Raw genomic sequence first — 14,852 nt, 5'->3', positions numbered from 1 at the left:
CTACGACCTCGCCGACCTCACGCTCCGCTACCTCAAGCGCGAGCTGCGTGCCGACGTCCCCGAGGACGAGGGGCAGCTCACCCTGGAGGCGGTGGGCGACCCGACGCCCGGTGAGACGACGATGCTGCAGGCCCGTGCCGTGCTCGACCTGGCCGCTGCTCTCGACGAGGAGCTCGCCGACCGGGGCGGCACCGCGCTGCTCACGGACGTGGAGCTCCCGTTGGTGCGGGTGCTGGCCGAGGTGGAGCAGACCGGCATCGCGGTGGACGTCGCGCGGCTGGAGGCGCTCGAGGCGCAGTTCGCCGACGGCGTCCGGAGCGCCGCGGAGGAGGCCTACGCGGTCATCGGCGCGGAGATCAACCTCGGCTCACCCAAACAGCTCCAGACGGTGCTGTTCGACGAGCTCGGGATGCCGAAGACCAAGCGCACCAAGACCGGCTACACCACCGACGCCGACGCGCTGGCCTGGTTGGCCGAGGCCAGTGACCACCCGCTGTTGCCCTACCTGCTGCGGCACCGCGAGGTCACCCGGCTGAAGTCGGTGATCGACTCGCTGCTGCCGATGGTGGACGAGCTGGGCCGGGTGCACACCACCTTCAATCAGACGATCGCCGCGACCGGGCGGCTGTCCAGCGTCGACCCGAACCTGCAGAACATCCCGGTGCGCACCGCCGAGGGCCGCCGGATCAGGCAGGCGTTCATCGTCGCCAGCCGTCCCGAAGGGGCGTTCGAGTCGCTGATGACGGCTGACTACAGCCAGATCGAAATGCGCATCATGGCCCACCTGTCCGAGGACGCCGGGCTGATCGAGGCCTTCACCTCCGGTGAGGACCTGCACACCTTCGTGGCCGCCCGGGCCTTCGACGTGCCGGCCGAGGCGGTCGACGCCGACCTGCGCCGCCGGGTGAAGGCGATGAGCTACGGCCTGGCCTACGGCCTGTCGGCCTACGGACTGGCACAACAGCTCAAGATCACCCCGGACGAGGCCAAGGGGCAGATGGAGGCCTACTTCGCGCGGTTCGGCGGCGTCCGGGACTACCTGTACTCGGTGGTCGAGGAGGCTCGCCGGACCGGTTACACCGAGACCATCATGGGTCGCCGGCGCTACCTTCCCGACCTGAACTCCGACAACCGGCAGCGCCGCGAGATGGCCGAGCGGATGGCGCTCAACGCCCCGATCCAGGGCAGCGCCGCCGACATCATCAAGGTGGCGATGCTGGGGGTGCAGCGCTCGCTGCGCGCGGCCGGGCTGGCCTCACGGCTGCTGCTGCAGGTGCACGACGAACTGGTCCTCGAGATCGGCGCCGGCGAGCGCGAGCAGGTCGAGGAGCTGGTGCGGGGCGAGATGGCGGCCGCGGTCCAGCTCACGGTGGAGCTCGACGTCAGCGTCGGCGTCGGTCCGAACTGGGACGCCGCCGCGCACTGAGCTGACACGCTTCGGCGGCTCAGTACGGGTCGGCCCGGTCGTGGTGCCCGACCAGCCGGGCCAGCGGGTACAGCCGCAGCCGAAGCAGCACCTTGACACCCACATTGCGCAGCCACCACGGCAGTTCCGCCAGGATGCGCAGCCGGTCAGCCGCCGACACCGGCGCGACCTCGAACCGCGCCAGCGAGCCGGTCCGGTCCAGGTAGCGCAGCCGCCGGCTGGGCAGCACATGCCGCAGCAGCCCGAGCGTGACGCCGATCGAGGAGTAGGCGTCATGAATGCAGACCCGGGCGCCGTCGGGCAGGAACTCACTCCAGCGCAGGTCATCCGACAGCGTCCAGTAGTCGTGCTTGCCGTCGATGTAGAGAAAGCCGATCGGCTCGGTCCAGGACCGCCGCAGCTGGGTGCTCTTGGCCTGGCGCAACTCGACCCGCCCGGCCAGGCCGGTCCGTTCCAGGTTCGCCTGGAACCGGTCCCGGGTAGCCAGGCCGCCGAACATCGCGCCGTCGACGAAGGGATCGATCGCGATCACCTTGGCCTGGGGCGCCGCCGCGGCAAGCACGACCGTGGACCGGCCCTGATGGCTGCCGATCTCCACGATCAGGTCACCGGCGGGCACTGGCCGGGCCTCGTCCCACAACGCGCGGGCCTGGGCCTGGGTCAGCCAGCCGCCGATCTCACGGACCTGGCCGAACACCGTCTCGAAGTCGGGCGTCGGCGTGGGGGACTGCTGTTCTGCGGGCACCGCTGGACAGTACGCCCGCGCCGGCCCGGATCGCGACGCCGGATCACGACGCCAGATCACGATGTAGCCACGCGCCGGCACCGCACGGGGTCGATAAGCCGGGTGGTGGTGTTGGATGTGCGGCATGCCCGTACCCCACTTCACCCGAGGCGGCGCGGTCGCAGCAACCGGCGCCGCCCTCGCGCTACTGTTGTCGGCCTGCGGCCAGGACTCGACCCCACTGTCGGACCGCCAGCAGGACGTGCGTTCGAGCGACACCAACGTCAAGATGACCGATTGCGCCTCGCAGTGCACCGGCGAGCTGGACGGCGCGAGGTACTCCATCAAGCTGCCGGTGCGATGGAACGGCACCTTGCTGCTGTACTCCCACGGCTACCGGTTCGCCGCGCCCGCCCCGCCCAGCTTCGACCCGGTCGACACCGACGCCCAGGTGAGCTCGACCGACACCGACGGCACCGGCTCCGACCCGTTGAGCGAGAGCCTGCTCGAGGCCGGCTACGCCCTGGCCGGCTCGTCCTACAAGTCCAACGGCTGGGCCGCCGCCGACGGCGTCAAGGCCGGTGAGGACCTGCGCGCCCAGTTCGTGAAGCTGGTCGGCACTCCGAAGCGGACCTACCTCTGGGGCGACTCGCTCGGCGGGCTGGTCACCCAGCTGCTCGCCGAGAAGCACCCGGAGTGGGTGGACGGGGCCGCGCCGATGTGCGGCGTGCTGGCCGGGCCGAACTACAACTTCGACGCCGCGCTGGACGTCGCCTTCGCGGTCAAGGCGCTGATCGACCCGCAGCTGAAGCTGACCGGCTACACCGACCAGCAGGACGCCAGCGCCAACTGGCAGCACGCCTCGGAGGCCGTGCAGAAGGCGGCCGCGGACGTGGCCGGCGGCGGCACCGCCAAGGTGATGTTCATCGCCTCGCTGGTGGACGCCCCCACGGCGACCACCACCTACGACGGTCACGACCTGCCCTCGCAGGTCAAGGCCCGGGTCGAGGCGCTGCTCACCGCGCTGGCCTTCGGCACCAGCGGCCGCTACGAGCTGGAGCAGCGGGTCGGCGGCAACCCCTCGAACAACACCGAAGCCGACTACCCGGGCCGGATCGACGACGCCGAAGCCAGCCTGATCGGCACGGTCGGCGGCAAGGTCGACACCCTGCAGCAGCAGCTGGAAGCCGCGCCGCGGATCACCGCCGACCCCACCGCCCGGTCGGCCTTCGACGAGCTCGGCGACCCCACCGGCAAGCTCACGGTGCCGACGGTCACCATGCACACCCAGCAGGACCCGCTGGTGCTGGTGCAGAACGAGACGGTCTTCGCGGCCCGGGCCCGCGCCGAGCAGCGCGGGGACAAGCTGGTGCAGTTCTACATCGCGCCGCCCAAGACCTACTCCGAGACCGAGAAGGCGCCCTACGGGGCGGGGCACTGCAGGTTCTCAGACGGTCAGCGGCTGGGCCTGGTCAACGTCCTGGACGGCTGGGTGCGGCGCTCCATCTACCCGAGCCCGGCCGGCTCGGCCGTCCTGATCGGTGAGGGCATCGACCCGGTCTACCAGCCTGGTCCCTGGCCGGGCGAGCAGTCCAGCTAGCCGGTCGCCCGGCTGCCGGCCCCTCGGGCCCGGTAGCCGGGCGCCAGCCGCAACAGCACCGCGGCAGCCGCGGTCAGCAGGTTGAGCCCGGCCATCAGCCCGATCACCAGCCGCACCGACGGTTCGGGGCCCAGGCTCAGGACCAGCACCGCCTCACCGACCACGGTGGCCCAGATCAGCGCCGTGACCGCCATGTTGCGGACCGCCAGCCCGGCGACCAGGGTGAACTGCAGGACGGCCAGGCAGCCGCCGAGCATCGCGAACAGCCAGGCGTCCTCGCGTAGCTGGGGATAGCGGCCGCCGCCGACCACGGCGGTCACCAGGGCGCTGAGCAGCCAGCTGCCGGCCACGATCGCCAGCCCCAGGCCGGCGATCCCGGCGACTGCCCGGGCGAAGACCCGGTGGTGGCGGTCCTCGTCGGTCAGGGTGGCGAACAGCACGCTGGCCACCGACTGCGGCAGCCACAGGCTGGCCTTGGTCAGCACCGAGCCGGCCGCGTAGACCGCGGCGGCCGAGGTGCTGAGCACGTGCCGGGCCAGCAGCACGTCGCTGACGCTGAGCAGCAGGAACACCCCGTAGGCGTGCGAGGCGTGCCCGGCCTCGGTCACCAGTGACAGCAGCGCCCGCCGGCTGCGGCGGCGCAGCTCGGGCAGCGCCAGGACGCAGCCGGCGGCCGGCACGCTCAGCCCGACCGCCAGGCAGGCGAGCGCGGTGGTGCTGGTGCCGCCCACGAACAGCCCGAGCAGGCCGGCGCCGGAGCGGCCGGCGGTGCCGGCGAAGGTCGCCACCGCCAGCCCGATCAGCCGCCGCTCGCCCTGCCAGACGCCCTGGCACAGCCCCTGCAGGGCGGTCCCTGGCATCGACAGCGCCACCAGCAGCGGGCCGGTCAGCCCGGGCAGGTGCAGAAAGGCCACCAGCGCCGGTGACAGCGCCGCGATCAGCAACGCCGCCGCCAGCCCGATCACCGCACCCGCTTCGAGCAGCCCATCCGCCGAGCCGGTGGCCACCCGCCGGGCGGCGACCGCCTGCAGCGCGAACGCGGGCACCGAGCCGATCAGCAGCACGTTGAGCAGGGTGACCAGCTCGGCGTAGTCCGCGGTGCCCAGCCGGCGGGCGGCGGCCAGCAGCAGCAGGTAGCTGAGCACGTTGCCCAGCCAGCCGGCCACCGTCACCCAGAGCAGGCCGCGGCCCATCGGCGCTGGCACGGCTGCCCCCGGCTGCGACGGCGGGACGGCGGCTGGGAGTGGATCAGCGCCGGTGGGCGGTGCCTGACCCGGCCGTGACCGGAATGGCAGTGCCCCCTTGACCAAGTCGCCCAGCCTCTCTGAGGTAACGGATACAGTCTGGAGTCGGCCCGCACGCAGGGCGTCAGCTGGGAATGAGCCTAACGACCCGGACGGCGAGAGGAGCGGTGCGTGCGTCCCCGGACCCGATCGGTGTTGCTGGCCGACTGCTGGGTGCTCGGGTTGAGCGTCCTGCTGCTGTGGCCGCAGCGGCTGGCCGGTTACGGCTTGGGCCACGACATGGTGTTCACCCCGCGCCAGCCGCTCACCGACCAGTCCCTGGGCCTAGGGTCGGTGGCGCCGCGGGCGGTGCCGCTGGACGCCGTGGTGGCCCTGGCCAGCCGGGTTCTCGACGGCGCGGTGCTGGGCCGGATCGCGCTGCTCGCGCCGTTGCTGATGGCCGGCTGGGGCTGCACCCGGCTGCTGCGGGCCGGCTCACGGCCCGGGTCGCCGGCCGGTTCGCTGGCCGGCTCGCTCGCGGTGGCCGGCTTCGCGGTCTGGAACCCGTTCGTCATCGAGCGGCTGGCGCTGGGGCAGTGGGCGCTGCTGTGGGCCTACGGGGCGCTGCCCTGGGTGATCCGGGCGGCCAGCCGGTTCAGCGCCGAGCCACCGCCAGGCCAGGCGCCATCCGCCGAGCCGCCGGGACCGGGCAGTCGCGGCACTGGTTGGCTGCACCCGACCGCTGTTCTGCTGTGCTGGCTGGCCTGTTGCGCGATCACCCCCACCGGCGCCCTGATCGGAGCCGGGGTGGCGGTGGTGGTGGCGGCCTCCCGGCAGTGGAAGCGGCTGGCGCCGGTGCTGGCGGTCGCGGTGCTGGTGCAGCTGCCCTGGTTGGCGCCGGCGCTCACCTCGGCGGCCGGCGTCACCAGCGACCCGGGAGGGGTGGCGGCCTTCGCGGCTCGCTCGGAACGTCTGGGCGGCGCCTGGGCGAGCCTGTTGGGGCTGGGCGGCATCTGGAGTGCCGACGTCACCCCGGCCAGCCGTGCGGGCCTGCTCGGCTATCTCAGCACCGTGGTGGTGCTGGCCGCGTTGCTGTTCGGCCTGCCCGCGTTGCGGGCCGGCCTGGCTGAGCGGTTGTGGCGGCGGCTGGTGCTGCTGGGCCTGGCCGGCCTGGTGCTGGCGGTCGCGGGCACGGTGCCGGGCCTGGCCGCCGTGCTGCGGTGGGCGGTGCGGGAGCTGCCCGGCGCCGGGCTGCTGCGCGACGGGCAGAAGTGGCTGATGCCGTTCGTGCTGCTGGCGGTGCTGAGCGTCGGGGCCGCGGCGCAGCGGCTCACCGACGGGCTGCGGGACCGGCTGGCCAGTCAGCTGCCGGGCTGGCCGGCGGTCCTGGCCGCGTTGGCGCTGCCGCTGGTGTTGCTGCCTGATGCCCCGGCCACCCTGAAGACGCCGCTGACTCCGGTGCGCTACCCGGCCGGGTGGCAGCAGGTCGCCGACCAGCTGCGGGGGACGTCGGCGGCGGTGCTGGTGTTGCCCTTCGGCTCGTACCGCAGCTTCGACTGGGCGCCGGGACGGACGGTGCTGGATCCGGCGCCCCGCTGGCTGCCTGCCGAGACGGTGGTCGATGACCGGCTGGCGGTGTCGGGCAGGGTGCTGGGCGGTGAGGACCCGGCTGCCGCGCGGGTGGCCGCGCTGCTGGAGTCCCGGCCCGCTCCGGCCGCGCTGGCGAGCGCGCTGGCCGGGCAGGGGATCGGCTGGGTCGTCCGGGAGACCGACACGCCCGGTCCGCCGGTTCCGGACCTGAGCCGGCTGCAGCCGGTGCTCACCGGCGGCGCGGTCGAGCTGTACCGGGTGCCCGGTCAGGTGACGGCGGCCCCGGCCGAGCCGGCCCGGCGTCGGCTGGTGCTGCTGCTGGATCTGCTGTGCGCCGCGGCCGTTCTGACGGCTATCGGTGTCAGGGTCGGATTCGCGGCACGGAGGTTGTTACACTCGCCGGTAACATCTAGCTCGGAGGATTCTTAGTGGGCAAGCTCATCTCAGGTGTCGTCGGCGGCGTCATCGGCGTGGTGCTCGCTGGAGGGGCCGTCTGGGGCGTGGTGTCGTCCACGACCGCAGCCCCGAAGGAGAATCCCGTCGACACGGTCGCGGTCATCCCGTACGGCAACCGCTGATCCCGCTGCTCCATCAGCAGGTGCTCGAAGGCTTCCGCTGAGCGCTGCCAGCCGAAGCTCTCAGCCCGGTTCCGGGCTTTCTTTCCCATCGCCAGCCGTGCCTCGCTGTCGGTCAACAGCGCCTGGCACTGGCTGACGAGCTCGTCGAGGTCGGCCACCAGGACGCCGGTCTCACCGTCGACGATCGACTCGGTCACCCCGCCGGCGAAGGAGTAAGCCAGGGCGGGCACCGACCGGGCGGCAGCCTCCATGATGGCGATGCCCCAGCCCTCCTTGATCGAGGGCACCAGCATCAGCCAGCTGGCGTCGAGCAGCGCATCGCGCTCGATGTCGCTGACGTGGCCGTGGAACGTCACCAGGTCGCTGACGCCCAGTTCCTCGGCCGCGGCGGCCAGTTCGGCCGACCACCAGCCCGAGCCGATCACGTCCAGCCGCAACTCCGGCATGCTCATCCGCAACCGGGCCATCAGCCGTAGCGCGTGCTCGAACTGCTTGTGCGGCACCAGGCGGCCGAGCACGCAGATCCGTGGGCTCGCCGAGCGCGGTCGCAGCCGGGACGGGTGCGGAACGTCGATCCCGTTGCAGACCACCGAGATCCGGTGAGCGGCGACGCCGAGCCCGACCAGGTCCTGCTTGCTGGACTGCGACACGGTGACGTAGGGGTGCCGCCGGTACAGCCGGGGGGCGAGCCAGGACTCCACCCACCAGCCGATCCGGCCGCGCAGGCCCGGATAGATGATCTGCCACTGCTCGCGGTGCACGTGGTGCACCAGCACGTGCAGGCGCCGGCGGCGAACCAGCGGGGCGGCGAACGGGATGCCGTTGTGGACGTCGACCACGATGTCGGCGCGCCGGCCGGCCGGGCTCAGCAGGTAGGCCAGCCCGCGCGGGTAGACGCTGAGCCAACCGCCCCGGCGGTGGAACCGGACGCCGTCGCGGACCTCGTCGCGGGGGGCATTGGGGTGTGCCGCGCAGAAGATGGTGACGTCGTGCCCCCGGCCGGCCAGCCAGCGGGCCATGTGCTCGACGTAGACCTCTGAGCCACCGCCGTCGGGATGGGCCGTGTCGCGCCACACCAGAAAGGTGATGCGCCGCGGCGTCATCGTCTGATCCATTGCTCCCCGACCGCTCAAACAGTTACTGGAGGGTAGCCCAACTCACTGCCGGTCACGACTTCCCTGGTGCGCGCACGGGGTCACGAGCCGTCGGCCGAGGCGTCGCGCAGCGGGGCCGGAGCAATTCCTGCGCCAATAAAGGTTTTATAACGACGAATTTGCTTATGTGTGGGATAGGTCAAGGGAATAGGGCCAATTTCAATTGAGGGGTGCGAATTCTCTTGCAAAAGGTTAAACTCAAGGAATACCTGAAAAGCCAAGGACTGCTTGTGTTGTTATACAAAGGAGATCTGATGCGTCCGCCATTATTCCGTGCCGCAACCGTGGCCGTGTGTGCTGTTGCTTTGAGTATTCCCGCCGTGGCCATGTCTTCCGCGTCGGCCGCGCCCACCACTCAGGCCGCCGCCCCGGCCGCCCCGTCCGCAGTCGCCAACGAGGTGCTGGTCGGCTATGTCAGCGGTGCTGCCGCCACCGATCGGGCTCGGGCCCGTGACCGCGCCGCCGCCCGGCTGGCCGAGCGCGTGGTGCCCGGCGCCGGTTCTCGCGCCGAGGTGGAATTGCTGCGGTTGCCCTCGGGTGCTGACCGGTCCCGCGCCATTCAGGCGCTGAAGGCCGACCCCGCAGTGGCCTACGCCGAGCCGAACTGGATTTACACCCACGCAGCCACCAGCACCGATCCCTATTACACCGATGGCAGCCTGTGGGGCATGTACGGCCCGAGCACGACTCCGGCCAATGCCTACGGCAGTAATGCCGCCGCGGCCTGGGCAGCGGGCACCACTGGTTCAGCGAGTGTGTACATCGGCGTCATCGATGAGGGCATCCAGTACAACCACCCCGACCTCGCCGGTCAGGTGGGCAACCCGCTCGAGACCGCCAACGGCGCCGATGACGACGGCAACGGCTACGTCGACGACGTCTACGGCTGGGACTTCGACGGCAACAACAACTCCGTCTATGACGGCACCACGCTGGGCGTCGCGGACGACCACGGCACCCACGTCTCGGGCACCATCGGCGCCAAGGCCAACAACGGCGCCGGCGTGGTCGGCGTGAACTGGAACGTCAAGATGATCAGCGGCAAGTTCCTGGGCGCGGCCGGTGGCAACACCGCCAACGCGATCAAGGCGATCGACTACTTCACCGGCCTGAAGGCCCGCGGGGTCAACATCGTGGCGACCAACAACTCGTGGGGCGGCGGCGGCTACTCCCAGGCGCTCGGTGACGCGATCGGGCGGGCCAACAACGCCAACATCCTGTTCATCGCCGCGGCCGGTAACGGCGGCACCGACCAGGTCGGGGACAACAACGACACCACCCCGAGCTACCCGTCCTCCTACCCGCACGCCAACGTGGTCTCGGTAGCCGCCATCACCAAGACCGGCACCCGGGCCAGCTACTCCAACTACGGCCCGACCAGTGTCGACATCGGCGCGCCGGGCTCGGCGGTCTGGTCCACCACCGCCTACAACACCTACGGCTCCCTCAGCGGAACCTCGATGGCCACCCCGCACGTCACCGGAGCGGCCGCGCTCTACGCCTCGACCCACCCCGGGGCAACGGCCGCCGCGATCAAGAACGCCCTGCTCAGCAGCGCCGTTCCGACCGCATCGATGGCTGGCGTGACCACCACCGGTGGCCGGCTGGACGCCTTCGCGGCCCTGTCCCGGTAGGTCCGGCCAGCTCGTAGTCCGACAGTCCAACTCCATACCGAAGGGCACCGAGCCCGCGCCGAAGCTCCATCGCGGCGCGGGCTCGGTGCTGCCCGTGCCCGGATCGAGGAGCCGGTCGGGGTGGGTGGCGGTCGGAGTCCTGATTCCTGCCCAGCTGTCGCCTCGGGTTTCGTGCGGCCCTGATGCGGCGGGTACGGTTCGCCGGTGCGCGCACACCCTCGCAGCGGTCGCCGGGCGACCCTGCGCCGCTCGATCCGGCTGTTCCGGCTGTTCCTGGTCGAACAGACCCGGCCGGCGGACTTCTACTCGGCCCTGGCTGCCGACGCGGTCGAGCAGCTGGCTGAATGGGTCGCGCTGCCCGGGGCGCAGGTTCTCGATGTGGGCGGTGGACCCGGTTATTTCGGGCGGGCCTTCCAGCAGGCCGGGGCCAGCTATATCGGGGTCGAGCTCGACGTGAGCACCGACCTGCCGGCTGAGATCGTCGGGCTGTGCGCCTCCGGCGAGGCGTTGCCGATCCGCTCGCAGGCCGTTGACGTGGCCTACAGCTCCAACGTGGTGGAGCACCTCCGTAACCCGTGGGTGATGGCTGATGAGCTGCTGCGGGTCACCAAGCCGGGCGGCACGGTGTTCCTCTCCTTCACGCCCTGGTTCTCACCCTGGGGCGGGCACGAGACGGCGCCCTGGCACTTCCTGGGCGGCGGCTATGCCCGGCGGCGTTACGTCCGCAAGACCGGCCGTCAACCGAAGAACGTGTTCGGGCAGTCGCTGTTCGACTATCGGGTCAGCCAGGCACTCGCCTGGGCCCGCAACCACCCGGACGCCGAACTGGTGGCCGCCTTTCCTCGTTACCATCCGTGGTGGGCATGTTGGCTGGTCCGGGTTCCGGTCCTTCGAGAGGTGGCGCTCTGGAATCTCGCGATGGTGCTGCGTAAGCGATGACGACGACCGCGACGCAGGCCCGGATGGGAGACGCGGCCCCAGCCGAGCCCGACCGTAAAGCACTGCCACCGCTGGCGGTGCAGCGACTGCGCCTGATCATCCTCAGCTTCGGGCTGACCTTGCTGGTGTTCTCGCAGAGCGCCGGCCGGACGGCTCCGGACACCAAGCTGGATCTGGTGGTCGATCCGGTGCGGTTCCTGCGGCGGTCCATGACGCTCTGGGATCCGCTGGGAGCCGCCGGGCAACTGCAGAACCAGGCCTACGGCTACTTGTTTCCGATGGGGCCGTTCTTCGTGCTCGGCAAGCTCGCGGGCCTGCCGGCCTGGGTGGTGCAGCGCGGGTGGGAGTCCGCGCTGGTGGTCGCGGCCTTCCTGGGCATGGTGCGGCTGGCCAGGCTGCTGGGCGCCACCGGGTTCTGGCCGAAGGTCGCCGCCGGCCTGAGCTATGCCCTGGCGCCGAGGATGCTCAGCGAGCTGGGCTCGATCTCCTCCGAGCTGATGCCGATGGCGGCGCTGCCGTGGATCATGATTCCGCTGGTGATCGGCGCCGAGCGCGGTTCCACCCGCCGCGCCGGCGCGCTTGCCGGGCTGGCCCTGCTCTTCGCCGGCGGCGTCAACGCCGCGGCGACCCTGGCGGTGCTGCCGGCGCCCGCGCTGTGGCTGCTCACCCGCCAGCCTGGCCGCCGGCGCCGGGAGCTGATGCTGTGGTTCAGCCTGGCGGTGCTGCTGGCCAGCGCCTGGTGGATGCTGCCGCTGCTGCTGCTCGGCCGGTACAGCCCACCGTTCCTGGACTGGATCGAACCGAGCAGCGTCACCACCGGGATCACCAGCCTGATCGCGTCGCTGCGCGGGGCCGATCACTGGCAGGCCTACCTCGGACCCGGAATCTGGCCCGGCGGCTGGATCCTGGTCGCGGTTCCCGCGGTGATCCTGGGCACCACCGCGGTGGCGGCGGCGGGGCTGGTCGGGTTGAGCCACCGCGACAAGCCCAACCGGCTGTTCGCGATCAGCTGCCTGCTGCTGGGGCTGGCGCTGGTCACCATGGGGTACCTGGCGCCGGTCGGGCCGCCGGCCGGGGGCTGGTTGCGAACCCAGCTGGACGGGCCGCTCAACGCCTTTCGCAACGTCCACAAGTTCGACCCGCTCATCCGGCTGCCGCTGGCACTCGGCCTCGGGTGGCTGCTCAGCCGGCTGCGGCTGGCCGAGCGCTGGCACCCGCGCTGGTACGGCAAGGCCCTGGAGCTGCGCCCGCGGCTGATAGCAGCCGCGCTGGCTGTCACCATCGGCACGCTGGCGGCCGCTCCGGCGGTGGTCACCAGCGTCATCCCACAACCGCGGTCGGTGACCGAAGCCGACTGGTGGCGCCAGGCCGGCGCCTGGCTGGGCAGCAATTCCGGCGCCGGCCGGTCGCTGGTGGTCCCCGGCGCGTCCCGGCCGACCTACGTCTGGGGAGCCACCGTCGACGATGCGCTACAGCCGGTGGCCGCCGCGCCGTGGACGGTCCGGGACGGGATCCCGTTGACCCCGGCGGCTTACATCCGGCTGCTGGACGATCTGACGTTGCGGATCGCCTCGGGTCATCGCGATGACGCGCTGGCGCCGTTGCTGGCCCGCGCCGGCATCCGCTACCTGGTGGTGCGCAACGACCTGAACACCGCGGCGTCCGCAGCCACCAACCTGGCCTTCGTGCACGCGACGCTGCGGGCCACGCCAGGCTTCTCGGCGGTGACCTCGTTCGGCAGCATCCAGGAGTTCGCCCCGGACCGGAACCGGCTGGTCGATGTCGGCGCCACCGTCGTCCGGCCGGCGATCGAGATCTTCGGAGTGCCGGGATGGTCCGGCGCGGTGGGCCTGCTGCCCGCCTCGGGCACGGTGCTCGCCACCGGATCGGCAGACTCGCTCGGAGCGCTGGTCACTGCCGGGATCGACCCCGACACCCCGGTGCTGTTCGGTTCCGACGCCCGGGCCGCCGAGGGCGTCACCGTGGTCACCGACGGCATCCGGCGCCGGGAGGCGACGTTCGGCCAGCCCGGCGGCACCTCGGCGACCCTGACCGCCAACCAGCCGTACCGACAACCCCGGGCGGCTCAGGACTACCTGCCACCGTCGCCGGGGGTGCTCTCCACGGTCGCCTACGGCGGTGGTGTCACCGACGTCCAGGCGTCCTCGTCCGGGGCGGAGGCCGTCGCGCTGGTCAATCGCGGCGCCGGTTACGGGCCGTGGTCGGCGGTGGACGGTGATCCCGCGACGTCCTGGCGCAGCGGCACGCTCGCCGGCGTCAAGGGCGAGTGGCTGTCGGTGACCCTGGCGGTGCCGACCTTCCAACCCACGGTCGAGGTCGCCTTCGCCGACGCCCTCGGTGGATATCCGAACCGGGTCCGGATCACCACCGACTCGGGAACGCGGGACTCCGACGTCTCGCCCGGACCCTTTCCGCAGCAGCTGGCGCTGCCGCCCGGGCCGGCCCGGCAGCTGCGCCTCACCGTGCTGGACGCCTCACCCGGCACCACCTCGGTCGGCATCTCGACGTTCACGATCGCCGGACTCACCCCTACCCGAACGCTGGTGGTGCCGACCACCGGGGTGGCTCCGGACGCGCTGAGTTTCGCCACCGAGCTCGGCGGCCGATCCACCTGCCTGACCGTGGCGGGACGGGCCGCCTGCGATGCGACGTTCGCCAGCAGCGGTGAGAGCGACGGCATGATCGACCGGACCTTCACGATGCCGGCCGGCCAGCGCTACGGCATCACGGCCACCGTCACGCCTCGGCCCGGCGCGGCCCTGGACGAGCTGCTGGACGCCGGCGCCGCCATCACCGCGACGGCGTCCTCGGTCGACGACGCCGATCCCCGCGAGCGTCCCGGCGCGGCGGTGGACGGGGACCGGGCGACCAGTTGGGTGGCCGCACCCGGCGATCAGACACCGTCGCTGACCCTGGACCTCGGAAGCCGGCAATCGGTGTCCACCCTGCGGCTGCACCTGGACCGGGACACTCCGATGGCCCTGCCGCGGCAGGTCGCGGTGGCCGCGGGCGGGCGTAGCTGGACCTTCGAGGTGCCTGCCGGGGGGCTGCTGAGGCTGCCGGCGCCGGTACTCACCCGCACCCTGAGGATCACGGTGCTGAGCGCCGAGCTTCGCGCCACCACCAGCACCCGCTTCGGCGCGCCCCGGCTGCTGCCCGCGGGCATCACCGAGGTGGCCGTCAACGGGGTGGTCAACCGGCGGTCGGCCGGGCCGATCGAGTTCAGCTGCTCGTCCGGACTGGCCGTTCTGGTCGACGGCATCCCGCTGCCGATGCGGGCCGAGGCCACCCGCGAGCAGCTGCTGGCGGGTGAGCCGGTGAGGGCACGCACCTGTGATCAGGCGCCGACGACGCTGGCGGCAGGCGCCCACCGGCTCCGGTTGGCCGCGAGCCCGTCGGCCAGCCCGCTCACCCTGACCCTGCGGCGGCCCGGGCTGGAGCTGGCCGGCAGCGCCCCGGCCGGGACCGCCACACCGCTGAGCTGGCAGGCCACCAGCCGGACGGTCCGGGTCGAGACCACGGCCCCCGCGCTGCTGGTGGTCCGGGAGAACTTCAACGCCGGCTGGCAGGCCAGCCTGGACGGCCGCCGGCTCGCGGCGGTCCGGGTGGACGGCTGGCAGCAGGCCTGGCGGCTGCCGGCCGGCGCCAGCGGGGAGGTGTCGCTGCGCTATGCCCCGCAGACCGGTTTCCGGGCCGGCCTGCTGCTCGGGTTACTGGCGGTGGTGGGGCTGCTGGTGCTGGTGGGCACCGCTCGGCGACCCTCTGCCGCACCCCCGGTCGGCGAGCGGTCGATGCCGCCCCGTTGGGCCACGGCGCTGTGCGGAACGGCATCGTTCGTGCTGGCCGGGTTCGTCGGATTGGCAGTTGCCGCGGCAGCAATCGGCCTGGGATGGCTGGCCGTGCGGTGGCGAGGTGGCCTGCCGGCCTGGTCCCCGGCGGTGCTGATCCTGCTGGCGGGCTGCG

Annotated in this window: 9 protein-coding genes and 1 pseudogene; 6 read left to right on the top strand and 4 right to left on the bottom strand. The window is 72.1% G+C overall.

Annotated features, from left to right (window positions below; translation table 11 throughout):
• On the top strand, positions 1 to 1,426 hold a 1,426-nt coding region (locus tag VF557_18610; protein HEX8082226.1), incomplete at its 5' end, for a DNA polymerase.
• Positions 1,427 to 1,445: 19 nt separating this feature from the next.
• Here the strand turns inward: VF557_18610 and VF557_18605 are convergent.
• Positions 1,446 to 2,171, bottom strand: a complete 726-nt coding sequence (locus VF557_18605) for a class I SAM-dependent methyltransferase (protein ID HEX8082225.1) — start codon at positions 2,169 to 2,171, stop codon at positions 1,446 to 1,448.
• Between the two features lie 124 nt (positions 2,172 to 2,295).
• On the opposite strand from VF557_18605, the gene VF557_18600 reads away from it, so the two are divergent.
• Positions 2,296 to 3,750 carry a hypothetical protein gene (locus VF557_18600; protein ID HEX8082224.1) on the top strand — a complete coding sequence of 485 codons (1,455 nt, stop codon included), beginning with the start codon at positions 2,296 to 2,298 and terminating at the stop codon, positions 3,748 to 3,750.
• On the opposite strand, the gene VF557_18595 is transcribed toward VF557_18600, so the two are convergent.
• Entirely contained in the window at positions 3,747 to 4,955 is a 1,209-nt protein-coding gene (locus VF557_18595) for a hypothetical protein (GenBank protein ID HEX8082223.1), read from the bottom strand. The genes VF557_18600 and VF557_18595 overlap by 4 nt on opposite strands.
• A 210-nt stretch (positions 4,956 to 5,165) precedes the next feature.
• Here VF557_18595 and VF557_18590 point away from each other — a divergent pair, with 210 nt between their 5' ends.
• A complete protein-coding gene (locus tag VF557_18590; GenBank protein HEX8082222.1) occupies positions 5,166 to 6,992 on the top strand; it encodes a hypothetical protein in 1,827 nt (608 codons plus the stop codon).
• On the opposite strand, the gene VF557_18585 is transcribed toward VF557_18590, so the two are convergent.
• Both VF557_18585 and VF557_18580 read right to left on the bottom strand, forming a co-directional pair.
• Positions 6,973 to 8,244 carry a glycosyltransferase family 4 protein gene (locus VF557_18585; protein HEX8082221.1) on the bottom strand — a complete coding sequence of 424 codons (1,272 nt, stop codon included), beginning with the start codon at positions 8,242 to 8,244 and terminating at the stop codon, positions 6,973 to 6,975. The genes VF557_18590 and VF557_18585 overlap by 20 nt on opposite strands.
• 92 nt (positions 8,245 to 8,336) lie before the next feature.
• On the bottom strand, positions 8,337 to 8,516 hold the full coding sequence (locus VF557_18580) for a hypothetical protein (GenBank protein ID HEX8082220.1): 180 nt from the start codon (positions 8,514 to 8,516) through the stop codon (positions 8,337 to 8,339).
• A gap of 105 nt (positions 8,517 to 8,621) precedes the next feature.
• On the opposite strand from VF557_18580, the gene VF557_18575 reads away from it, so the two are divergent.
• From VF557_18575 to VF557_18565, 3 genes and pseudogenes are all read left to right on the top strand, one after another.
• Complete coding sequence (locus VF557_18575; GenBank protein ID HEX8082219.1) at positions 8,622 to 9,929, top strand: S8 family peptidase; 1,308 nt, start codon at positions 8,622 to 8,624, stop codon at positions 9,927 to 9,929.
• Between the two features lie 204 nt (positions 9,930 to 10,133).
• On the top strand, positions 10,134 to 10,868 hold the full coding sequence (locus tag VF557_18570; protein ID HEX8082218.1) for a class I SAM-dependent methyltransferase: 735 nt from the start codon (positions 10,134 to 10,136) through the stop codon (positions 10,866 to 10,868).
• Positions 10,865 to 13,981: pseudogene (locus tag VF557_18565) on the top strand (alpha-(1->3)-arabinofuranosyltransferase family protein). Before VF557_18570 ends, VF557_18565 begins: the two are co-directional and overlap by 4 nt.
• Positions 13,982 to 14,852: the final 871 nt, after the last annotated feature.

This window comes from Jatrophihabitans sp., assembly GCA_036389035.1.
GTDB lineage: Bacteria > Actinomycetota > Actinomycetes > Mycobacteriales > Jatrophihabitantaceae > Jatrophihabitans_A.
The sequence above is the reverse complement of the archived record's forward strand: the minus strand, read 5'-3'. Positions and strand labels throughout refer to the sequence as shown.

Coding starts and splice junctions, on each gene's coding strand:
- VF557_18600 (HEX8082224.1), top strand. CDS start 2,296: ATGCCCGTACCCCACTTCACCCGAGGCGGCGCGGTCGCAGCAACCGGC.
- VF557_18585 (HEX8082221.1), bottom strand. CDS start 8,244: ATGACGCCGCGGCGCATCACCTTTCTGGTGTGGCGCGACACGGCCCAT.
- VF557_18575 (HEX8082219.1), top strand. CDS start 8,622: ATGTCTTCCGCGTCGGCCGCGCCCACCACTCAGGCCGCCGCCCCGGCC.